Annotated in this window: 17 protein-coding genes and 2 pseudogenes; 9 read left to right on the top strand and 10 right to left on the bottom strand. The window is 60.3% G+C overall.

Features of this window, described 5'->3' with window-relative positions; translation table 11 throughout:
• Positions 1–148: 148 nt before the first annotated feature.
• Both FIV38_RS27935 and FIV38_RS27930 read left to right on the top strand, forming a co-directional pair.
• Positions 149–523 (top strand): tol-pal system YbgF family protein, encoded by a 375-nt coding sequence (locus tag FIV38_RS27935; RefSeq protein WP_029295455.1) that lies wholly within the window; start codon positions 149–151, stop codon positions 521–523.
• A gap of 225 nt (positions 524–748) precedes the next feature.
• Positions 749–1,108 carry a PilZ domain-containing protein gene (locus FIV38_RS27930; protein ID WP_070994444.1) on the top strand — a complete coding sequence of 120 codons (360 nt, stop codon included), beginning with the start codon at positions 749–751 and terminating at the stop codon, positions 1,106–1,108.
• Between the two features lie 61 nt (positions 1,109–1,169).
• On the opposite strand, the gene FIV38_RS27925 is transcribed toward FIV38_RS27930, so the two are convergent.
• The 6 genes from FIV38_RS27925 to FIV38_RS27900 are packed head-to-tail and all read right to left on the bottom strand — an operon-like array spanning position 1,170 to position 7,837.
• Positions 1,170–2,501, bottom strand: coding sequence for a DUF58 domain-containing protein (locus FIV38_RS27925; protein ID WP_092237861.1), 1,332 nt, complete (start codon positions 2,499–2,501; stop codon positions 1,170–1,172).
• A 7-nt stretch (positions 2,502–2,508) separates the two neighbouring features.
• Positions 2,509–3,501, bottom strand: a complete 993-nt coding sequence (locus FIV38_RS27920; protein WP_092237859.1) for an AAA family ATPase — start codon at positions 3,499–3,501, stop codon at positions 2,509–2,511.
• Entirely contained in the window at positions 3,498–4,655 is a 1,158-nt protein-coding gene (locus FIV38_RS27915) for a DUF4350 domain-containing protein (protein WP_092237856.1), read from the bottom strand. Before FIV38_RS27915 ends, FIV38_RS27920 begins: the two co-directional genes overlap by 4 nt.
• On the bottom strand, positions 4,652–6,181 hold the full coding sequence (locus tag FIV38_RS27910; RefSeq protein ID WP_092237853.1) for a DUF4129 domain-containing protein: 1,530 nt from the start codon (positions 6,179–6,181) through the stop codon (positions 4,652–4,654). The genes FIV38_RS27915 and FIV38_RS27910 overlap by 4 nt, the downstream gene beginning before the upstream one ends.
• Positions 6,168–7,148 carry a stage II sporulation protein M gene (locus FIV38_RS27905; RefSeq protein ID WP_029295464.1) on the bottom strand — a complete coding sequence of 327 codons (981 nt, stop codon included), beginning with the start codon at positions 7,146–7,148 and terminating at the stop codon, positions 6,168–6,170. The genes FIV38_RS27910 and FIV38_RS27905 overlap by 14 nt, the downstream gene beginning before the upstream one ends.
• Positions 7,145–7,837 (bottom strand): RDD family protein, encoded by a 693-nt coding sequence (locus FIV38_RS27900; RefSeq protein ID WP_092237850.1) that lies wholly within the window; start codon positions 7,835–7,837, stop codon positions 7,145–7,147. The genes FIV38_RS27905 and FIV38_RS27900 overlap by 4 nt, the downstream gene beginning before the upstream one ends.
• A 210-nt stretch (positions 7,838–8,047) precedes the next feature.
• Between FIV38_RS27900 and sbcB the strand changes: the two genes are divergently transcribed.
• On the top strand, positions 8,048–9,475 hold the full coding sequence (gene sbcB, locus FIV38_RS27895; RefSeq protein ID WP_092237847.1) for an exodeoxyribonuclease I: 1,428 nt from the start codon (positions 8,048–8,050) through the stop codon (positions 9,473–9,475).
• A gap of 89 nt (positions 9,476–9,564) precedes the next feature.
• Here the strand turns inward: sbcB and mvaT are convergent, their stop codons facing one another.
• Positions 9,565–9,939, bottom strand: coding sequence for a histone-like nucleoid-structuring protein MvaT (gene mvaT / locus FIV38_RS27890; RefSeq protein WP_029295469.1), 375 nt, complete (start codon positions 9,937–9,939; stop codon positions 9,565–9,567).
• 349 nt (positions 9,940–10,288) lie between these two features.
• Here mvaT and purU point away from each other — a divergent pair, with 349 nt between their 5' ends.
• Entirely contained in the window at positions 10,289–11,137 is an 849-nt protein-coding gene (gene purU / locus FIV38_RS27885; RefSeq protein WP_029295472.1) for a formyltetrahydrofolate deformylase, read from the top strand.
• Between the two features lie 86 nt (positions 11,138–11,223).
• The gene (locus tag FIV38_RS27880; RefSeq protein WP_029295474.1) at positions 11,224–11,421 is read left to right on the top strand and encodes a hypothetical protein; all 198 of its coding nucleotides are present in this window, start codon (positions 11,224–11,226) and stop codon (positions 11,419–11,421) included.
• Positions 11,422–11,475: 54 nt separating this feature from the next.
• On the opposite strand, the gene FIV38_RS31070 is transcribed toward FIV38_RS27880, so the two are convergent.
• Together FIV38_RS31070 and FIV38_RS31065 are read right to left on the bottom strand one after the other, a co-directional pair.
• Positions 11,476–12,240, bottom strand: a complete 765-nt coding sequence (locus FIV38_RS31070; RefSeq protein WP_371923390.1) for a methyl-accepting chemotaxis protein — start codon at positions 12,238–12,240, stop codon at positions 11,476–11,478.
• A gap of 93 nt (positions 12,241–12,333) precedes the next feature.
• Positions 12,334–13,365, bottom strand: a pseudogene (locus FIV38_RS31065) (cache domain-containing protein); the annotation flags it as partial.
• A 197-nt stretch (positions 13,366–13,562) separates the two neighbouring features.
• On the opposite strand from FIV38_RS31065, the pseudogene FIV38_RS27870 reads away from it, so the two are divergent.
• A pseudogene (locus FIV38_RS27870) lies at positions 13,563–15,041 on the top strand (helicase HerA-like domain-containing protein).
• A gap of 129 nt (positions 15,042–15,170) precedes the next feature.
• Here FIV38_RS27870 and FIV38_RS27865 read toward each other — a convergent pair.
• The gene (locus FIV38_RS27865) at positions 15,171–15,626 is read right to left on the bottom strand and encodes a DUF721 domain-containing protein (RefSeq protein ID WP_029295480.1); all 456 of its coding nucleotides are present in this window, start codon (positions 15,624–15,626) and stop codon (positions 15,171–15,173) included.
• Between the two features lie 308 nt (positions 15,627–15,934).
• Here FIV38_RS27865 and secA point away from each other — a divergent pair, with 308 nt between their 5' ends.
• The 3 genes from secA to FIV38_RS27850 all read left to right on the top strand — a co-directional run bounded on the left by secA (position 15,935) and on the right by FIV38_RS27850 (position 21,011).
• Positions 15,935–18,670, top strand: a complete 2,736-nt coding sequence (gene secA / locus FIV38_RS27860; protein WP_029295483.1) for a preprotein translocase subunit SecA — start codon at positions 15,935–15,937, stop codon at positions 18,668–18,670.
• Positions 18,671–18,790: 120 nt separating this feature from the next.
• On the top strand, positions 18,791–20,008 hold the full coding sequence (gene argJ, locus FIV38_RS27855) for a bifunctional glutamate N-acetyltransferase/amino-acid acetyltransferase ArgJ (RefSeq protein WP_092237841.1): 1,218 nt from the start codon (positions 18,791–18,793) through the stop codon (positions 20,006–20,008).
• A gap of 58 nt (positions 20,009–20,066) precedes the next feature.
• The gene (locus tag FIV38_RS27850) at positions 20,067–21,011 is read left to right on the top strand and encodes a Nudix family hydrolase (RefSeq protein ID WP_029295488.1); all 945 of its coding nucleotides are present in this window, start codon (positions 20,067–20,069) and stop codon (positions 21,009–21,011) included.
• Positions 21,012–21,318 lie beyond the last annotated feature (307 nt).

Raw genomic sequence — 21,318 nt, 5'->3', positions numbered from 1 at the left:
GAAGGCTACTATGCTCTTTGGCTGTAGTCATTGTTCGTTTGCACTACTTATTATCGATTCGCTTGTTTTCACTCTAAGGAGCGGGACGAACAACCCTGAAGATTTTCGCCCAAGGGTCGATACACTGCTCAAGACAGGAGAACACCCCATGCGAGTTTTGATCATTGCTGCCCTGGCCGTCAGTGTTGTCGGCTGCACCCGTTGGTCGATGGACCATCATTTGAACAACGCCTACCGTGCCTACAACGTAGGCGACTGCGAGCGGGTCACCCTGGAATTGTCCCAGGTCGACCGCGAGAGCCGCTCACGGCGCTACGTGCAGCCGGAGGTCTCGATGCTGCGTGGGCAGTGCCTGGAGCGGCAGAAGTTGTTTGTGGACGCGGTGCAGACGTATCAGTTCATCATCAGCCAGTACCCGTCGAGCGAATACGCGTTCCGCGCGCGTGCACGCCTGGATACGCTGCAACAACTGGGGCATTACCCAGGTGCAAGCCCCGCACGAGCAAGGCCAGCTGCATTGTGATGGCGTCTATCATTTCATAGCTGGTCTCTTGCCGGAGTTGGGCTATCCTTTGGATGTCTGTTTGTACAACTTTCAATTCAAACAGATGCAATTCTGGGATTCGGCGGCGGTAAAGTGCCAGGGCAGAGGTTGCTGTCCCACCGAGAACCATGGAGCGTGGGGTGTTGTTGATAACGCTCCGGTCCGAACCACTGAACGGCCAAATCATGGCCATTGGACGGCATCATGTTTACCAATCGACGGATTGAGCGGCACCAGTTGCCTTGTTGCTTGCAGGTGTTCAACCGCTTCACGGACAAACCCATCGGTTATCTGGGGAACATTTCCAGTGAAGGCCTGATGTTGGCCAGTCAGCTACCGATGATGATCAACGTGGATTTCGAGCTGTGCTTGAAGATCCCCGGGCTTGAGGGAGATGTGCATGCAATTGACTTCACTGCCAGGTGCCTGTGGAGCCGTGAAGACATCAACCCTCAGCATTATGATTCGGGTTTCATGCTGTTACAGGCACCTGCCGAGTACGGGCAATTGATCCTGGCACTGTCGCAGTACTTCAGTTTTGTTCCCCAGCAGGCCTCGGCCTAGCGCGACGAACGTTGTCGGCCCCGTGCTGATCGTTGAACGGATACCTGTAAAAGGTGCACCTTCATAGCACGCCGCCTTTTTTCCAGCCCAGATAACGCGTTACCAGATCCGCACCCAAATCCGACGGGTGAGCATCCAGTACGGCGAAGCCCTGTGCCTTCAGACGGTCATGGAGTTCTTCCCGGGCGTTGAGATAGTCGACGCTGGCGCAGTAGGCCAGCGCTTCCGGCAGGGTTTGCACAGGGGCCTGGCGCAGATGATCCAGTACTTCTTCGCGCAGGCTTGCCACCAATACCCGATGCTGGCGGCTGATGCGCTTGACCGCAGTCAGCAGATCCTCGTCGTCCTCATCACGCAGGTTGGTCACGACGATCACCAGCGCTCGACGTTTCTGACGAGCCAGTAACTGATTGGCTGCGGCCTGGTAATCGGCCGCGCGCCGGGTGCTGTCCAGGTCGTATACCGCGTTGAGCAACTGGTTCAGTTGGCCACTGCCCTTGACCGGTGCCAGATAGCGCGGCTGGTCACAGGCGAAGGTACACAGGCCCACCGCATCGCCCTGGCGCAAGGCCACGTAGCTGAGCAGCAGACAGGCGTTGAGGGCATGGTCGAAATGCGACAGTTCGCCGTCCTGGCTGCGCATACGCCGGCCGCAATCGAGCATGAAGACAATCTGCTGGTCGCGCTCATCCTGGTATTCCCGGGCGATCGGCGTGCGTTGCCGTGCCGTGGCTTTCCAGTCGATCTGGCGCAGGCTGTCACCCTCGCGAAATTCCCGCAGTTGGTGAAACTCCAGGCCCAGGCCGCGCCGCTGGCGCTGACGTACACCCAGTTGGCTGAGCCAGTTGTCTACCGCCAACAATTGCGCACCGTACAGGCGGGCAAAATCCGGATAGACCCGCGTGTCATCCTGCAGTGGCAGTGGGCGTTTTGCGGTCCACAACCCTAGAGGGCTGGGGAGGTGCACCTCACAACGCTCAAAGCTGAAGTGCCCACGGCTCAAGGGGCGCAGGCGATAGCCCAGCTCGCTGCGTTCGCTGGGGCGCAGTGCGATGGACTGCGGCAGGTTTTCCACGCTCAACCCATCCGGCACATGATCAAATACCTCCAGGGCCAGGGGGTGCGCATAGTCATGCTCCAGGGTAATCCGCACTTCGCTCCAGCGCCCCAGCGCCAGGCTGCCCGGCATCTGCCGCCGCAGGCGTGGCGAGGGGCGGCGTTTGAGGCGGACAGCATCGAGCAATGCGAGCAAAAGCAGCGCCAGGAGCAGGCCCCATGCCACGGAGTGCAGGGCGGCTGGCACCTTGAGTTGCAGGGCCATGGCTGTTCCGAGGGCGATGCCCAGACCCAGCAGCACCGCGAGCCAGGCCAGCAACAGGCGAGTGGGTCTCATGGGCAAGTCACTGTCGCGGCGCCGGCACTTGGTCGAGCAACTGGGCAAGCACCTGATCGACTTCCAGACCTTCGATATCCAGCTCCGGGGCGATGCGTACCCGATGGCGCAACACCGCCAGCGCGCAGCTCTTTATGTCGTCCGGGATCACGAACTCGCCACCACGCAGCAACGCACGGGCGCGGGCACCTCGCACCAGGGCTATGGAGGCGCGGGGACCGGCGCCAAGGGCCAGGCCGGGCCAAGTGCGGGTGGTGCGTGCCAGGCGCACGGCGTAGTCAAGCACCTGTTCATCCAGGGCCAACTCACTGGCGACCTGCTGCAGCATCAGCACATCTTCGGCCTGGAGCACGGTGCGCAGTGGCTGTACGTCGAGCATGTCGGCGCGGGCGGAGCGGGTTACTTCACGCACCATCTCCAACTCTTGCTGGGCGTCAGGGTAGTCCATGCGTACCTTGAGCATGAAACGGTCGAGTTCAGCCTCCGGTAGCGGGTAAGTGCCTTCCTGTTCGATGGGGTTCTGGGTGGCCAGCACAATAAAGGGTTGGCCGATGGGCAGGGCCTCACCCTCCAGAGTGACCTGGCGTTCCTGCATGGCTTCGAGCAAGGCGGCCTGGGTTTTCGCCGGGGCCCGGTTGATCTCGTCCGCCAGCAGCAGGTGGGTGAACAAGGGGCCCTTGCGCAGCTTGAACTGCTCGGTGTGCAAGTCGTACACGGCGTGGCCTGTAACATCACTGGGCATCAGGTCCGGGGTGAACTGGATGCGCGCGAAGTCGCCGTCAAAGCAGCGGGCCAGGGCGCGTACCAGCAAGGTCTTGCCCAGGCCCGGAACCCCTTCGAGCAGCACATGGCCGCCGGCGATCAGCGCAGTCAGTACGTCATCGATCACCGCATCCTGGCCAATCACCGCTTTGCGCAGCTCGGTGCGCAAAGCCTGGGCCAGTTGGGTGGCTCGCCCGATGTCTAGGGGGGTGGATACATCCACTGGAGAGTCGCTCATAGGGCATTCCTGAGGGTTTGCAGGCAAGCCACCTGGCGGCTGAAGTCGGCGCTGGAGAGCCGCTTTGCCGGGAGAGGGCCGAGGGCCTGGCTGATAATTGAAGACGGTTGGCGGGTCAGGCGTTCAAGTACCTGCCGTTGGCCGTCGGTATCCAGTTGCTCGAGTCCGGGGTGGTGGCGACGCGCGGTGCGCAGGATGTCACGCTGCAAGGCTTGCAACAGGCTGTTTTGCCCGCTGCGGCGCAGCAGGAAATCGCCACTGGCATTCAGGTGTTCCTGTAATTGGCGGCGGGCTTTCGGGGCGGGCGCCCGGATCGGCCCCAGGCGTATGCCGGCACGCCACAACCCCAGCAGAATCAGGGCGGCAAGTGCCACCAGGGCCTGGGGGAAATACCGCAGCAACAGGCTGAACAGGTTTTCGACGTCGGTGTTGGACAGCAGGGTTACATCGCTGCCCTGGGTCAGGTACCAGAGCAGCCAGGCGTTGTCGTGCAAGCCGATGGCCGGGGTCTTCCACAGCTCGCTGTCGGTGATCACGGTCACGCGGCCATGCCCGAGATTGAGTTGCATCAGGTGACTGGACTTGGCGCTGTTGGCCGAAAACTGGGCCAGGTGCCTGGGGTCGATCAGGGTGTAGTCCGTGTCGAAACTGAAAAACGCCGGTGCGGTTTCGTTATCGACATACAGGCGTGTCAGGTCAGGTTTCTTGCCCTTGCGGGCGCTGGGCGGCTGATCGAAGTCATCGCTGAAGGCCTGGCGCAACTGCAGGCGATCAAGCAGCAGGTCGCCGCTGTCCTGGGTTTCTTCATCCCATATGGCTTCGGCCACCAACAGCAGATGGCCGCCGGCCTGGGTCCACTCCAGCAGTTGGTCGACCTGGTGCGGGGTCATGTTGCTGCGCTCGCTGAGCAACAGCAGGCTGGTGCCCTTGGCGGGCAGGGTGGCCAGGCGCTCCAGGCTGAGGGCATGTTCGACGGCCAGGCCTTGCTGGCCCAGGAAGTGCTCTGCCGCCAGATAGGGGTTGGCCTGGGCTTCGGGTGACGGCCCGCGGTCGACCACTTCGTTGTAGGGAATCGCCTTGTGCCAGGCGTAGAAGCCCCCGGCTGTCAGCAGGCAAGCCAGGATCAGCGCGAACCAGATCAGCGGCCGGTTCATCGTGCGGCCTCGCTGTCGAACAAGCTGCGCCAATCTGCGCAGAGCTGTTGCTGGGCCAGGGCAGGCGGTACGCGATGGCCGTAGGCGAGGTTTTGCCAGTGCCGGGTCAGGTCGTCGCTGAATGCCAGCAATTGCGGCTGCTGCAAGTGGCGCACACGTTCCAGGACCTGGCCTTCGGTGTCGGCGTTTTTCAGTGGCAGGTTGAAGTCATGCAGCAGCCGGCTGAGCAGGCCGCGATACAGCAGGCCAAGGGCTTCGCGGGGCTTGGTGGCCCACAGTTGTTCGGCGGCACCGGCAATGTCTGTGGGCAGGGTTGCCACGCCCATGTCCAGGCCGAACAGCTGGGACGGCACGGGCTGCTCCGCCTTGGGCCGCGGGGCGCGGCGACGGCTGACAAAGGCCTGCAGCCAGTCGCGATAACGCCAGGCGAGCAGGGTAATGCCGGCGATCAGCAGGCCCCAGAGCAGTACCTCCATCACCAGGGCCAGGGACTTGAATGTGTCGCTGTTGAGGTTGTCCAGAAAGGATTCAAGCCAGGCAGGCAACTTGGCATCGGCGCCGGGCTTGGTTTTGTTGGCGCCCTGGTCCTCGCCGAAACGGTAGCGGGTGACGGTTTCCGGATTCTTGAACGGGGGTTGTTCCAGCAGGTGCTTGATCGATTGGCTGGCTTGCGGCGTGCTCAATGGTTTCGAGTCGACCGGTGGATTGGCCATGGCCTGGGGTGTTGGCGCGATCACGAGCAGGCCGACCGCCAGCAGCAGGACGGCCACTGCTGCTTCCAGGCGCTGGCGCAGGCGGCGGAACACCAACTCCAGGTCCCAGGCTTCGAGCACCGTACGCCGGTTGAGGTAGAGGCTGAATCCACACGCCACGTAGATGGGCTCCCAGAACACCAGGATCAGGGCGTAGAAGGCATTGCTCAGGTGCTCCAGCCATAGCCAATCCTGGCTGCTGGCCAGCGCCAACTGTTGCCAGTCCCAGTCCAGTTCTACCTGTTGTGGCAGGAACAGGTAGAACAGCGCCATCAAGCCAACCCATAACGCCGTTTCCAGGTGAATGCCGATCAGCGTCAGCCAGCGCGCCGCGCCAGCGTTGCGCTGTTGCAGGATCCCCAACCGTTGTTGACGGGCCAGGCCTGCGAGGCCTTCGAGTTGCACCACGGGCATGGTAAAGCTGCGACTGAGGCTAAAGCGCCTCCAGGTCAGGCTGGCCAGCAGTTGCCCCTTGAGCAGGTGCGGCCATTGGCGCAGTGCCTGTTTGAGCGTGGGCGTCTGGCCAAACAGCGCCTTGGACAGGATGTACAGCGGCAAGCGCTCAAAGGCCGGTTTCAACCACCAGAACACCAGCACGGCTACAGACGGGTAATCCCACAGCACTACGCTGATCAGAATAAAGATTGGCAGGCTCACCAGGGCCCAACTGCTCATCAAGAGCACGCGGTGCTTACGGGCCAGTAATACCCCCAGGTCCATGGCTTCCCACGAGGAGCGAGGACGAATCACCACGCTGGCGTCACTCAGGCGCATGACGACTCCTGCCGGCGAATACCAGATAGGCGATCACCAGCGCCCAGAGTGAAGCGCCCACCAGGTATTTGCCCCAGGGCTGCACGGCGGTGGTGGAGGACCAATAGGCTTCTATAAAAGCTGCGATAAGCAGCAATACCATCACGCCGCAGATCATTTGCACGCTCTTGCGGGCTGCCAGCCGCAATGACTCACCCCGGGGCAACGCTCCCGGAGCGATCAACGCCCAGCCCAGCTGCAGGCCTGCCGCGCCGGCCAGGGCAATGGCTGTCAGTTCGAAGGCCCCATGGCCGATGACAAAGGACCAGAAGGTCTGCCCGTAGCCGATTTGTGTCAGGTGCCCGGCAACGGCCCCGATCATCAGGCCATTGAAAAACAGGAAAAACACGCTGCCCAGGCCGAACAGCAAGCCGCCGGCGAAGGTCTGGAATGCAATGCCGATGTTGTGCATGACGTAGTAGCCGAACATCATCCAGTCCTCACTCGATGCCCGCTCGGCCGCGCGCCCCAGGCGACTGGCGTCGGGGTCGTACATGCCTTGCATCTCGGTCACTTGCTCGGTACTGACGATGGTGTAGATCAAGTCGGGGAACAGATAGACCAGCAGGCCAATGCCGACCAGGCTGCCAAAGAACAACAGGCTGGCCACCAGCACGAAGCGCCATTGCTCGCGCACCGTTCGGGGAAAGTCGGCCAGCAGGAAGCTCAAGGTCTTGGCGCCGAGCTGGCTGCGATGGCGGTACAGCTGTTGATGGCCGCGCAGGGCCAGTTGTTGCAGCGGGTCTACCAGGTAGCTGCTGTAGCCGCGCTCCTGCGCCAGCGCCAAATGTTGGCACAGGCGTCGGTAATCATGGGGGAAGCGCGTCAGGTCGTGGGCCTTGGCCTTGCCTTGTTCAAGCAGTGCCAGTTGCGCGGCAAAGGCTTGCCAGTGCGGCTGGTGACGGGTTTCGAACAGGCTTTGTTTCATGTCGGCCCCAGCAGGCCGCGGGCCACGCCATTGAGCTGTTCCACGGCGCGTGCCGGGGAAACCTGCAAGGGCGTGGCCAGAATCGCCGCCAGCTCATGGGTCCGCTCGGCGGACAGTTCACCCTGGCGCTCGGCAAAACCCAGGATTGCGCGCTGCTCGTTCAACTCAAGGGCAAAGGGCAGGCGCAAGGCCGGGGCCAGGGGCAACTGGGGGCGAGCCAGGGGCTGTTCGCGGTAAACAACCAGGGTACCGGCTGCGATATCACCCAGGCGCTTGAAGTGGGGATGTTGCAGGCAACTGATGGCACCGAGGAAGTAGCCGAACGGCAACATATCGACAAAACGCAGCAGGTTGCGGATCAAGGACGCGGACCAGCCAATGGGCGTGCCGTCATCCTGCACCACGCGCAGCCCCATGACCTGCTTGCCCGGTGAACAGCCTTGGTTGAGCACTTCGAAGAGCACCATGTACCACCAACTGACGAAAAACAGCAGGATCGAGCCGAGGCCGATGCCCAGGTTGCCGAGAAACGCCAGGGCGATGAACAGGATGCCGAGGATCAGGCCGCGCAGTCCCAGGTCGAAACCGAATGCCAGTGCCCTGGGCATCAGCCCGGCGGGGCGCAAGGGCAGGTCTATACCTTCCGGGGTCTCGATCTGGTAGCGAGTGTCCAATGGGGCGGTGGGCATTGCGTTCCCTGGCAGTGCGGTGTGGCTGGGCATGGGCGACCTTCTGGGGTGGCCGGCAAATTGAGAGGCCGATGCTAGCAGTGTCGTCGATGGAAGTAACACCTGAAAATGCGCCAAGGTTTCACTGAATGTTTATCCAGTGCACGTTGCGCTGGCCCCGGGCGGCGTCCAGCGCCTAGACTTTGTCGGTCTTCAGCACAGGAATAGCCCGTGACCTCGATCTTCTGGTACGACTATGAAACCACTGGCATCAACCCACGCAGCGACCGCCCGCTGCAGGTCGCCGGGATTCGCACCGACCTTGACCTCAATGAGATAGGGCCGCCGGTCAACCTCTATTGCCAGCCCAGCGACGATATCCTGCCGCACCCCGCGGCGTGCATGATCACGGGCATTACCCCCGGCCAACTGGCGGAAAAAGGCCTGGCCGAAGCCGACTTCATGACGCGCGTGCATGCCGAGCTGGCGGCCCCCGGCACCTGCGGCGCGGGCTATAACACCCTGCGCTTCGACGATGAAATGACCCGCTACAGTCTGTATCGCAATTTCTTCGACCCCTATGCGCGGGAATGGCAGGGCGGCAACAGCCGTTGGGATTTGATCGACGTGCTGCGCACGGCCTATGCCTTGCGGCCCGATGGCATCGTCTGGCCCGAGCAGGACGGGCGCGTGACCCTCAAGCTGGAGCGCCTGACGGCGGCCAATGGGATCGACCATGGCCAGGCCCACGAGGCATTGGCCGACGTGCGTGCCACCATCGCATTGGCGCGCCTGGTCCGGGAAAAACAACCGAAGTTGTACGATTGGCTGTTTCAACTGCGCAGCAAACAGCGGGTCATGGATCAAATTCGCCTGTTGCAGCCCATGGTGCATATTTCCGGGCGTTTTTCCGCCGAGCGCCATTACCTGGGGGTGGTCCTGCCGTTGGCGTGGCATCCGCGCAATCGCAACGCGTTGATCGTCTGTGACCTGGGGCTAGACCCACAGGGATTGCTGGACCTGGATGCCGAAACACTGCGCCAGCGTCTGTACACCCGGCGCGATGAGTTGGCTGAAGGCGAGTTGCCGGTGCCGCTCAAATTAGTCCACATCAACCGCTGCCCGGTGGTCGCACCGCTGAGTGTGTTGCGGGCGCAAGACCAGCAGCGTTTGAATCTGGACATGGGTGAATATCAGGCCCGGGCGCTGCGGCTAACTGACGCACAGGAACTTTGGCGGGATAAATTGCCGGCGATTTATGCCGAAGAAGATTTCGCCGCAACCGCCGATCCGGAACAACAGCTCTACGATGGTTTTATTGGCGATCGTGATCGGCGTTTATGTGAACAAGTCCGGGCTGCCGAACCTGCGCAACTAGCACGCCAGCAGTGGCCTTTTGATGATCATCGTTTGCCGGAATTATTGTTTCGCTATCGTGCCCGTAACTTTGCGTACACCTTGGATGACGAAGAGCAACAACGCTGGAAACTATTCTGTCAGCAACGCTTGTCAGACGCGGATTACGGTGCGCCCAATACCCTGGAGAGTTTTAATAAGGCCAGGCTTGAATTGGACGTTAGTGCTACAACGTTTCAGCGTCAGGTACTGGATGAATGGCAGCAATATGCTGATGCTTTACGTCAGCGCCTGAGCCTGTAATCAGCGCTTGATAAACAGCGGGCAATAAAAAACGCCAGCAAGCTGGCGTTTTTTATTGTGTCGCGAATCAGGTGACGACCCAGCGAGCCTTAGCCCAGCAGGGTGGCCCAGCCTTCAACCACGTCACCGCCCCACTTGGCTTTCCACTCTTTCAGAGTCTTGTGATTGCCACCTTTGGTTTCAATCACTTCACCGTTGTGCGGGTTTTTGTATTGCTTGACCTTACGGGCGCGCTTGGTGCCGGTAACTTTTACTGCGCCGCGAGGTGCTTTAACTTTCGATTCCGGATCCAGCAGCGCGATGATGTCACGCAGGGATTTGGAGTATTCACCCATCAGGGTGCGCAATTTGCCTTCGAATTCCAGCTCGGTTTGCAGTTTGTCGTCTTGGGACAGATTCTTCAAACGGGCTTGCAGCTCTTTGATAGCTTCTTCGGTGGCACGGTATTCGTTGATCAGGGACATGTGGACTACCTTATGCGGGGCGCTGAGGGACAGGGATAGTGGCCTAATAATAGTCAGACAGTTTCCCCAAGTAAACATTTAAGCTCTGTTTTATGTAATTTACTTTGAACGTTTGTAGTCAGAGACGCTGAGTGCATTATTTAGTGCGCTCGACCGGCTAAAGATATTCTCATTAGATCTTGGCTTATTGCGGTAACAGATGCTTGTGTTGACATAGTGCTGGGGTAAAAACCGTACGCTATTTAGGGATACCGCCAGCAATCGCTCGAATAAGCGTTGAGGAATACTGCAGTTTTTCTACGGTATCGCTAGAATGGCGGCCTTTGCGAAGTTCTGGAGTTTGCCCCTAATGCGCACTTTTCGTCTGGTGATTGCCTGCCCGGATCGGGTTGGTATCGTCGCTAAAGTCAGTAACTTTCTGGCCTCCCACAACGGCTGGATCACCGAAGCGAGTCATCACTCGGACAATCTCAGTGGTTGGTTTTTCATGCGTCACGAAATTCGTGCCGACACGCTGCCCTTTGGTCTTGAGGCATTTCGCGAGGCGTTTGCGCCCATCGCCGAAGAGTTTTCGATGACATGGCGCATTACCGACACCGAGCAGAAAAAACGTGTGGTGCTGATGGCCAGCCGCGAGTCCCATTGCCTGGCGGACTTGCTGCACCGCTGGCACAGCGATGAGCTGGACTGCGAAATCGCCTGCGTGATTTCCAACCACGACGACCTGCGCAGCATGGTTGAGTGGCACGGTATTCCTTACTACCACGTGCCGGTCGACTCGCAGAACAAACAGCCGGCCTTCACCGAAGTCTCGCGCCTGGTCGAGCAGCATCAAGCGGACGTCGTGGTACTGGCGCGCTACATGCAGATCCTGCCGCCGGAGCTGTGCCGCGAATATGCAGGCAAGGTGATCAACATTCACCACAGCTTCCTGCCGTCGTTTGTCGGCGCCAAGCCGTATCACCAAGCCTCCCTGCGCGGCGTGAAGCTGATCGGCGCAACGTGCCACTATGTCACCGAGGAGCTGGACGCCGGTCCTATCATCGAACAGGACGTGGTCCGCGTCAGCCACAGCGACAGTATTGAAGACATGGTGCGCTTCGGCCGCGACGTCGAGAAGATGGTCCTGGCCCGCGGCCTGCGCTATCACCTGGAAGACCGCGTGCTGGTACACGGCAACAAGACCGTGGTGTTCTGACCGACTGTTTTTAGTTGAAGCAAAAAGGGCCTGGGCGTTAAATCACCCAGGCCCTTTTTATTTGTGTCAGCGATGAGGATCCAACGATGAGTGATCCCCTGGATAAAGCCACGTCCAAGGCGCCCGCTACCTTGGGCGAAGGGTGTTTGAGCCGCTATGACCCGGATGACTTGGATGCCGAGGACGGCACGGATTTTCCCGGCGCCGCCCGGTTGTGGGAGCAGTTGCAGGAAGAGTCAGAGCCGCACGACAAGCCCGGCCCTGACAGAAACAACGCAGGTTGAATGTAGGAGAGGTCGAGCCCCGGTTCCCACAGTTGATTTGCGCTGTACTCCGGTTTAGATACGGAAACTCCCCACCAGTTGTTTCAGGCGTGCCGCTTGCTGCTCAAGGTCGGAGCAGGCGCGCAGGGTGGACTGCAGGTTTTCCACGCCTTCCTGGTTGAGCGTATTGATTTCGGTGATATCGATGTTGATCGATTCAACCACCGAGGTCTGCTCCTCGGTCGCGGTAGCCACCGATTGGTTCATGCCGTCGATTTCACCGATACGCTGGGTCACGCTGCTCAAGCGTTCACCTGCCAGGTTGGCGATTTCTACGCTGTCGAGGCTATGGCGTTGGCTTTCGCTCATGGTGCTGACCGAGTCCCGAGCGCCGACTTGCAGCTCCTCGATCATCTTTTGTACCTGTTGCGCCGATTCTTGCGTGCGATGGGCCAGGTTGCGCACCTCGTCTGCCACCACCGCAAACCCACGGCCGGCTTCCCCGGCGCGCGCAGCCTCAATGGCGGCGTTGAGCGCCAGCAGGTTGGTTTGCTGGGAAATACTGGTGATCACTTCGAGAATCTGCCCGATATTCACCGTCTTACTGTTGAGCGCCTCGATATTGCTGCTCGAGGCGCTGATCATTTCGGACAGCTGTGTCATGGCCTTGATATTGCGCTCCACCACTTGCTGGCCATCTTCGGCCAGGTGCCGTGCATCGCTGGCCTGGTGCGAGGCCTGGGCGGCGTTACGGGCGATTTCCTGGGCGGCGGCGCCCAACTGGTTGATTGCTGCCGCGACGCTGTTGGTGCGGTTGGCCTGTTCGTCGGAATTGACCATCGACGAGTTGGAGGCGCTGACCACGCGCAGTGCCACTTCATTGACCTGGCCGGTGGCGGAAGATACTTCGCGAATCGAGGTATGAATCCGCTCCACAAAGCGGTTGAAGGCTTTGCCGAGGATGCCGAATTCGTCATGGTTCTGGATAGTCAGGCGGCGCGTCAGGTCGCCTTCGCCATCGGCGATGTCTTCCATGGCGCGGGTCATTACGTACAGCGGCTGCATCAGCACACGGATCAGCATGCCTAGCAGCGCGATGATGATCGCTACGGCTATCACGGTGGCAATGATGGCCGAGGTGCGGAATTCGCTGAGCATGGCGAAGGATTTGTCTTTATCTACCGACAGACCGATATACCAGTTCACCGACGGCAAACCCTTGATCGGGGCGAAGGTGACAATGCGGGTTTTGCCATCAACCTCGATTTCGCTGAAGTCGGCACTGATCTTGATGGCCTGGTTCGGGTACGCCTCGCCCAGGGTTTTCATCACCAGGCTTTTATCCGGGTGTACCAGGATCTTGCCGTCGGCACTGACCAGGAACGCGTAGCCCATGCCACCGAAGCTCAGCGCGCCGATGTTGTCCACCAGGGTTTGCAGGCTCAGGTCGCCGCCGACCACACCGACACTTTGCCCAGCCTTGCTGCTGGGGGTGGCGATGGAAATAATCAACTGGCCGGTGGCTGCATCGATATAAGGTTCGGTCAGGGTCGAGCCGTTGCTGGTCTGGGCGCCTTTGTACCAGGGGCGCACGCGGGGATCGAAGCCGTCGGGCATCTTCGCATCGGGGCGAATGGTGAAGCCGCCTTTGCTGTCGCCCAGGTAGGTGGCCATGAACGATGACGTCAGGGCTTTCTGCTCCAGCAGGCTGGCAACCACGGCCGGCTCGGAGTTGATGGCGATGTTCTGGGCGGCGTTTTCCACCAGGACGATGCGCCCGGCCAGCCAACTCTGGGTATTGCTGGCAGTCACGCTGCCCATTTCATGCAGGTAGCTGTCGAGGTCGTCGCGAATTGCGTTTCGTTGCAGGTAGTCGTTGTACAACGTGAACAACGCAAATGCGGCAATGACGATAAGGGCGGCTGCAAGCAGGATTTTGTGGCTGAAGCGCAGATTTTTATTCATGGCTCGTCGTGTCCGCTAAGGTCTTAGTGTCCGAGGCGCGTCTTTTATGCAGACGCGCAAATGGCAGCATTAAATAAAGTGTGATATTTCCATCTGCTCCTGCAGGAATTATCCGGTCTAACTTTTTTAGACTTTTTGGGTCTCTCGCTTTGTCTGTATCGACCGTGCAGCGCTAAAGATTAACCATGGGTGACAAAATGTCTGACTCCTCGCAACTTCTTATTGGCGCAGATCTCGAAGGTCAGCCCATCGCCCAGGCCATGCGCCTGGCTAATCGCCATGGCTTGATCGCTGGTGCCACCGGCACGGGCAAGACTGTGACGCTGCAGCGGCTGGCGGAGGCGTTCAGTGATGCTGGCGTCGCAGTGTTCGCCGCCGATATCAAGGGTGACCTGTGTGGCCTCGGCGCCGCAGGCAACCCCCAGGGCAAGGTGGCCGAGCGTATTGCCGGTATGCCGTTCCTGAATTACGCGCCTAAGGCTTATCCGGTAACGCTGTGGGATATCCATGGTCAGTCCGGTCATCCGCTTCGTACAACCTTGAGCGAAATGGGCCCGTTGCTGCTGGGCAGTCTATTGGAACTGACCGACAGCCAGCAGTCGACGTTGTATGCAGCCTTTAAAGTGGCGGATCGCGAAGGCTTGCTGCTGCTGGACCTCAAGGACCTCAAGGCTCTGCTCAACCACCTCAAGTTCCACCCCGAACTGCTGGGCGATGATGCCGCCCTGATGACCACCGGCTCCAGCCAGGCGTTGCTGCGGCGCTTGGCGGTGCTCGAACAGCAGGGCGCCGAAGCTTTGTTCGGTGAGCCGGCGCTGCAGCTGGAAGATATTTTGCAACCGGCCAGCGATGGGCGAGGGCGCATTCATCTGCTGGACGCCAGCCGCCTGGTGCACGAGTCGCCCAAGGTCTATGCGACGTTCCTGTTGTGGTTGTAGGCGGAGTTGTTCGAGCAGTTGCCGGAGCGCGGGGATGCCGACAAGCCGTTGCTGGCACTGTTTTTCGACGAGGCGCATTTGCTGTTTGCCGATACGCCCAAGGCTTTGCAGGACCGTCTGGAGCAAGTGGTGCGGCTGATTCGTTCGAAAGGGGTGGGTGTGTATTTTGTCACCCAGTCGCCGGGCGATCTGCCGGACAACGTGCTGGCCCAATTGGGTTTGCGTATCCAGCATGGCCTGCGGGCATTCACCACCAAGGAGCAGAAATCCCTGCGGGCGGTGGCGGATGGTTTTCGGCCGAATCCGGCATTCGATGCACTGGCGGTGTTGACCGAGCTGGGCACCGGTGAGGCGCTGGTGGGCACGCTGCAGGAAAAAGGCACGCCCGAGGTGGTCCAGCGGGTGCTGGTAGCGCCGCCGCAATCGCGGATCGGGCCATTGACCGCCGCTGAGCGCACGGCCTTGATCGGCAGTTCGTCGCTCTTGGGGCGCTACGACAAGCCGGTCGATCGTGAGTCGGCCTATGAAGTGCTGATGGCGCGCAAGGAACTGGGGCCGGAGGCGAGTGCTGCGCCTGCCGCAGAAGAGCCGAGTTTTACTGACAAGGCCGGGGCGTTCCTGGGAACTACAGCGGGCAAGGCCTTGAAGTCGGCGATGCAGCAGGCTGCCAATCAGATGGGCCGCCAATTGGTGCGCGGGCTGTTGGGTTCTCTGCTGGGCGGTAGCAAGCGTAAGTAGTTCTTACGGCAGATGGAATCAACTGTAGGAGCGGGCTTGCCCGCGATGAGGGAGTTTCAGTCGATACCTGTATCGACTGACCTCTCGCAATCGCGAGCAAGCTCGCTCCTACATTAGGTTGTGCCGCTCTCAGGTTTTGGGCTTGGCGTGTGCGGCCAACCGCTCCAGCGCCGCGCGCAGCTTCGGATCGGTAATGCCGTCCGCTGTCGCCTGGATGGTTTCGGCGGCATTCACCGACAAATCCATGGTATGCCCCACCGCACCTTGCTGCACGGTCGGAGGCTGGACCTTGAACTGGATGCGCAGCAGGCTCTCAAAGACCTCAAATGCCTGGAGCTGGCGCTGCAAGCGTTTTTGCTGATAGCGCAGGCGGGTCGCCCAATGCCCATCTGTGACAATCAGCAGCAGCGTACCGTCACGCCACGATGCTACATGGCAGTGCTCGCGGGCCGCCGGTTGCAGTTGGCTTTCCAGCAGGCGTTGCAGGTGGCCAAGGCGCTGGGCATGGCCGAAGATGGCTTTTAAAGGCTTGGCTTCGCGCAGCAGCACGGCGGGAGCTCGGGCCGTAAGAGGGCGAAATGCCATGGTCTAGACACCTTAGGTAACAGAGCTGCCATGGTAGCAGAAAGTGTGTGCGGCACTGTGGTCATTGCTTTGTCAGCAGTTTATCCATTAAATCAATAAGTAACTTCTCGCTCCAATGGGTTGAAAGTCAGCAAAAAGCCCTTATTTTAAACAAGCCCTCCCGGAACGCTGTGCCTGCATCGTGGAACAACGCCACTTTCCTCACCCTCGTTTCCGGGTAGAATGCTCGTTCGCATGCGGCCGTGAGGGCTGCTCGGGCGACTTACGGGGCGCCCCTTCATCCCTAATGTGTGGAAGAACCTGCCGATATGTTTGCGCCTTTGTTAAAGAAACTTTTTGGAAGCAAGAATGAGCGCGAAGTCAAACGCATGCTCAAGACGGTGCAGCTGGTCAATGCCTTCGAAGAGCAGATGGTTGCTTTGTCGGACGAGCAATTGCGCGCCAAGACCGAAGAGTTCAAGGCCCGCATAGCCAAAGGTGAAACCCTCGACAAACTGCTGCCCGAAGCCTTTGCGGTCGCCCGCGAAGCCGGTAAGCGTGTAATGGGTATGCGCCACTTCGACGTCCAGTTGATCGGCGGCATGACCTTGCATGAAGGCATGATTGCCGAAATGCGCACCGGTGAAGGCAAGACCCTGGTGGCAACCCTGGGCGTTTACCTCAACGCACTGTCCGGCAAGGGCGTGCACGTTGTGACGGTGAACGACTACCTGGCTCGCCGGGACGCCAACTGGATGCGCCCGCTGTATGAATTCCTCGGCCTGACCGTCGGCGTGGTAACGCCGTTCCAGCCGCCGGAAGAGAAGCGTGCCGCCTACGCCGCCGACATCACCTACGGCACCAACAACGAATTCGGTTTCGACTACCTGCGCGACAACATGGCGTTCAGCATGGAAGAAAAATTCCAGCGTGAACTCAACTTTGCCGTGATCGACGAAGTCGACTCCATTCTCATCGACGAAGCCCGTACTCCGCTGATCATCTCCGGCCAGGCCGAGGACAGCTCGCGCCTGTACACCGAAATCAACAAGCTGATCCCGCGCCTTGAGCAACATATCGAGGAAGTGGAAGGCGTCGTGACCAAAGAAGGTCATTACTCCATCGACGAGAAGACCCGCCAGGTCGAGCTTAACGAAGCCGGTCACCAGTTCGTCGAAGAGATGCTGACCCAGATCGGCCTGCTGGCTGAAGGCGAAAGCCTGTACTCGGCACACAACCTGGGCCTGTTGACCCACGTGTATGCCGGCCTGCGCGCCCACAAGCTGTTCCATCGCAACGTCGAATACATTGTCCAGGACGGCCAGGTCGTGCTGGTCGACGAACACACTGGCCGTACCATGCCCGGTCGTCGTTTGTCCGAAGGCCTGCACCAGGCCATCGAAGCCAAGGAAGTGCTCAACATCCAGGCCGAGAGCCAGACGCTGGCCTCGACCACCTTCCAGAACTACTTCCGCCTGTACAACAAGCTGTCCGGCATGACCGGTACTGCTGACACCGAAGCGTTCGAATTCCACCAGATCTACGGTCTGTCGGTGATGGTCATCCCGCCAAACAAGCCGCTGGCGCGTAAAGACTACAACGACCTGGTGTTCCTGACCGCCGACGAGAAATACGCTGCAATCGTTGCCGACATCAAGGAATGCATGGCCCAAGGCCGTCCGGTCCTGGTGGGTACTGCAACCATCGAAACCTCCGAGCACATGTCGAACCTGCTCAACAAGGAAGGTATCGAGCACAAGGTCCTCAACGCCAAGTTCCACGAAAAAGAAGCCGAGATCATTGCCCAGGCCGGTCGCCCAGGCGCACTGACCATCGCTACCAACATGGCCGGTCGTGGTACCGACATCCTGTTGGGCGGTAACTGGGAAGTGGAAGTGGCATCCCTGGACAACCCGACGCCTGAGCAGATCGCCCAGATCAAGGCCGACTGGCAGAAGCGCCACCAGGCCGTGCTGGAATCCGGTGGTTTGCAGGTGATCGCGTCCGAGCGTCACGAATCGCGCCGTATCGACAACCAGCTGCGTGGCCGTGCCGGTCGCCAGGGCGACGCCGGTTCCAGCCGTTTCTACCTGTCCCTGGAAGACAGCCTGATGCGCATCTTCGCCTCTGACCGGGTGAAGAACTTCATGAAGGCCCTGGGCATGCAGTCTGGCGAAGCGATCGAGCATCGCATGGTGACCAACGCCATCGAAAAGGCCCAGCGCAAGGTCGAAGGCCGCAACTTCGATATTCGTAAGCAACTGCTGGAGTTCGATGACGTCAACAACGAACAGCGTAAAGTGATTTATCACATGCGTAACACGTTGCTGGCCGCCGACAACATTGGCGAAACCATTGCCGACTTCCGCCAGGACGTGCTCAACGCCACCGTCAGCGCCCATATCCCGCCACAGTCGCTGCCTGAGCAGTGGGATGTTGCCGGCCTGGAAGCTGCGTTGAAGAGCGACTTCGGTGTCGACCTGCCGGTCCAGCAATGGCTTGACGAAGACGATCACCTGTACGAAGAAACCCTGCGCGAAAAACTGATGGCCGAACTGCTGGCCGCGTACAACGAGAAAGAAGAGCAAGCCAGTGCCGAAGCACTGCGCACCTTCGAGAAGCAAATCGTTCTGCGTGTGCTGGACGACCTGTGGAAAGACCACCTGTCAACCATGGACCACCTGCGCCACGGTATCCACCTGCGTGGCTACGCCCAGAAGAACCCGAAGCAGGAGTACAAGCGCGAGTCGTTCACGCTGTTCTCCGAGTTGCTGGATTCGATCAAGCGCGATTCGATTCGTGTGTTGTCCCACGTTCAGGTGCGTCGCGAAGACCCGATCGAAGAAGAAGCCCGCCTGCGCCAGGAAGCCGAAGCCCTGGCCGCGCGTATGCAGTTCCAGCATGACGAAGCGCCGGGCCTTGAGTCGCCGGAAGTGTTGGGTGAAGAGGTCGATGTGGCCCTGGCCCAGGCTCCTGTGCGCAACGAGCAGAAGCTGGGTCGCAACGAGCCATGCTGGTGCGGTTCGGGCAAGAAGTTCAAACACTGCCATGGCGAGATCAACTAAGATTTTTGCCTGACGCTGCAATACCCCGCGCCGCGACCGGCATCAGCCGTCGCGGCGTTTTGCCATTTATTCACCGTCGACGACGACGGTGCAGACATCACATCGTTAAGGAGCGCATTCATGGCTGTTGGTCTTGGTCCTTTGCCCACGTTGCACCCGGTTGCCGGTTTTGAACTCGGTATCGCTTCGGCCGGTATCAAGCGCCCCGGGCGCAAGGACGTGGTAGTGATGCGCTGTGCCGAAGGCTCGACCATCGCTGGCGTGTTCACCCTGAACGCGTTTTGCGCAGCCCCCGTGATCCTCGCCAAGCAACGTGTCGAAGGTCCGGTGCGCTACTTGCTGACCAACACCGGCAATGCCAACGCCGGTACCGGCGAGCCTGGCCTGGCTGCGGCTGCGCGCACTTGCGCCAAGCTGGCGGAGTTGACCGGGGTGGACGCCAGCCAGGTGCTGCCGTACTCCACCGGGGTGATCGGCGAGCCGTTGCCCGTGGAAAAAATCGAAGGCGCCCTGCAGGCCGCGCTGGACGACCTGTCGGTGGATAACTGGGCGGCCGCGGCCACCGGGATCATGACCACCGACACTCTGCCCAAGGGCGCCAGCCGCCAGTTCGTGCATGAAGGCGTGACTGTCACCGTGACCGGCATCAGCAAAGGTGCGGGCATGATCCGCCCGAACATGGCGACCATGCTCGGCTACATCGCCACTGACGCCAAAGTCTCCCGCGATGTGCTGCAGAACCTGATGCTCGATGGCGCCAACAAGTCGTTCAACCGCATCACCATCGACGGCGACACTTCGACCAACGACAGCTGCATGTTGATTGCCACCGGTAAAGCCAACCTGCCGGAAATCACCTCCTCCAACGGCCCGCTGTTCGCGGCGTTGAAGCAGGCGGTATTTGAAGTGTGCATGGAAGTGGCCCAGGCCATTGTGCGTGATGGCGAAGGCGCGACCAAGTTCGTCACCGTTGAAGTCAATGGCGGCGGCAATCACCAGGAATGCCTGGATGTCGGCTACACCGTGGCCCACTCACCGCTGATCAAGACCGCGCTGTTTGCCTCCGACCCGAATTGGGGCCGGATCCTCGCAGCGGTGGGTCGTGCCGGCGTGCCGAACCTGGACGTGAGCAAGATTGATGTGTTCCTCGGTGATGTGTGCATCGCCAGCCGTGGCGCCCGTGCCGAAACCTACACCGAAGCCCAGGGCTCGGCGGTGATGCAGCAGGAAGAAATCACCATCCGCATCGAACTGGGACGCGGTGAGTGCAGCGAAACCATCTGGACCACCGACCTGTCCCACGAATACGTGAAAATCAACGCCGAATACCGCACTTGATACCTGCCCGGGGCATTGGCAATGCCCCGGCAGACGCCGGCTTAGAGGACGTAATACCGTGAAACGAGTTCATGTAGCAGCCGCAGTTATTCGCGGTATCGATGGCCGGATTTTGCTGGCGCGTCGTGCAGATACCCAGCACCAGGGCGGCCTCTGGGAATTTCCCGGAGGCAAGGTGGAGGCCGATGAATCGGTTTTCACCGCACTGGGCCGAGAGCTGCAGGAGGAACTGGGTATCCAGGTCACCACGGCGCGGCCGTTGATCCAGGTGCAGCATGATTACCCGGACAAGCAGGTGTTGCTGGATGTCTGGGAGGTCTCGGCGTTTACCGGCGAGCCCCATGGCGCAGAAGGGCAACCCCTCGAATGGGTGGCGCCACGGGACTTGCAGAACTACGAGTTTCCAGCCGCCAACGCGCCAATCGTCGCTGCCGCGCGCTTGCCCGCTGACTACCTGATCACCCCAGGTGAACTGGAAACCCCAGTTTTGTTGCGCGGTATCCAGAAAGCCATTGCCGGTGGCATCAAGCTGATCCAATTGCGCGCCCCCAATGGCTATGACCCCAAGTACCGCGACCTGGCGGTGGATGCCGTGGGGTTGTGTGCCGGCAAGGCACAGTTGATGCTTAAGGGGCCGTTTGAATGGCTCGGTGATTTCCCGGCGGCGGGCTGGCACATGACTTCGGCGCAACTGCGCAAATACGCCAGCAAAGGCCGGCCATTGCCCAAGGATCGCTGGTTGGCGGCGTCTTGCCACAATGCCGAGGAGCTGGCATTGGCCGAATTGATGGACGTGGACTTTGTCACTTTGTCGCCGGTGCAGCCGACCCAGACTCATCCTGATGCTCAACCATTGGGTTGGGAAGAGGCCGCGCAGTTGATCAAGGGCTTCAGCAAGCCTGTGTTTCTGTTGGGTGGGGTTGGGCCTGACGAGCGGGAGAAGGCCTGGCAGAACGGAGCGCAGGGTGTGGCGGGGATTCGGGCGTTCTGGCCTGAGGTTTGAGTCGTCAGTGATGGCCCCATCGCAGCATCGGTATTTACACAACTTTCAGACACTGACGACCTCCCCTGTGGCGAGCGGGCTTGTCGGAACGCCGCATCGCCCGCGCTGGGCTGCGAAGCAGCCCCAGTATGTATCAGACACTCCGTAGCGGCTGGTTTTGGGGCTGCTTCGCAGCCCAGCGCGGGGCAAGCCCGCTCGCCACAACAGCCCTCTCTGCCAGGGTTTATGCGCTGCGGCAAAATTGTGTAGATACCGATGAGGCCCGATAAAGCTCTACAAAACCTCAGTGCGGCTTAGCTGCCGCCTG

The sequence above is a fragment of the Pseudomonas proteolytica genome, assembly GCF_007858275.1.
Classification (GTDB): Bacteria; Pseudomonadota; Gammaproteobacteria; order Pseudomonadales; family Pseudomonadaceae; genus Aquipseudomonas; species Aquipseudomonas proteolytica.
The sequence above is the reverse complement of the archived record's forward strand: the minus strand, read 5'-3'. Positions and strand labels throughout refer to the sequence as shown.

Excerpts from the sequence above, each read along its gene's own strand:
- argJ (WP_092237841.1), top strand. The coding sequence starts at position 18,791 with ATGGCTGTTGGTCTTGGTCCTTTGCCCACGTTGCACCCGGTTGCCGGT.
- FIV38_RS27900 (WP_092237850.1), bottom strand. The coding sequence starts at position 7,837 with ATGCCCACCGCCCCATTGGACACTCGCTACCAGATCGAGACCCCGGAA.
- FIV38_RS31070 (WP_371923390.1), bottom strand. The coding sequence starts at position 12,240 with ATGGTCAATTCCGACGAACAGGCCAACCGCACCAACAGCGTCGCGGCA.
- FIV38_RS27880 (WP_029295474.1), top strand. The coding sequence starts at position 11,224 with ATGAGTGATCCCCTGGATAAAGCCACGTCCAAGGCGCCCGCTACCTTG.
- FIV38_RS27930 (WP_070994444.1), top strand. The coding sequence starts at position 749 with ATGTTTACCAATCGACGGATTGAGCGGCACCAGTTGCCTTGTTGCTTG.
- FIV38_RS27925 (WP_092237861.1), bottom strand. The coding sequence starts at position 2,501 with ATGAGACCCACTCGCCTGTTGCTGGCCTGGCTCGCGGTGCTGCTGGGT.
- purU (WP_029295472.1), top strand. The coding sequence starts at position 10,289 with ATGCGCACTTTTCGTCTGGTGATTGCCTGCCCGGATCGGGTTGGTATC.
- FIV38_RS27865 (WP_029295480.1), bottom strand. The coding sequence starts at position 15,626 with ATGGCATTTCGCCCTCTTACGGCCCGAGCTCCCGCCGTGCTGCTGCGC.
- FIV38_RS27935 (WP_029295455.1), top strand. The coding sequence starts at position 149 with ATGCGAGTTTTGATCATTGCTGCCCTGGCCGTCAGTGTTGTCGGCTGC.
- mvaT (WP_029295469.1), bottom strand. The coding sequence starts at position 9,939 with ATGTCCCTGATCAACGAATACCGTGCCACCGAAGAAGCTATCAAAGAG.
- FIV38_RS27905 (WP_029295464.1), bottom strand. The coding sequence starts at position 7,148 with ATGAAACAAAGCCTGTTCGAAACCCGTCACCAGCCGCACTGGCAAGCC.
- FIV38_RS27920 (WP_092237859.1), bottom strand. The coding sequence starts at position 3,501 with ATGAGCGACTCTCCAGTGGATGTATCCACCCCCCTAGACATCGGGCGA.
- secA (WP_029295483.1), top strand. The coding sequence starts at position 15,935 with ATGTTTGCGCCTTTGTTAAAGAAACTTTTTGGAAGCAAGAATGAGCGC.
- FIV38_RS27910 (WP_092237853.1), bottom strand. The coding sequence starts at position 6,181 with ATGCGCCTGAGTGACGCCAGCGTGGTGATTCGTCCTCGCTCCTCGTGG.
- FIV38_RS27915 (WP_092237856.1), bottom strand. The coding sequence starts at position 4,655 with ATGAACCGGCCGCTGATCTGGTTCGCGCTGATCCTGGCTTGCCTGCTG.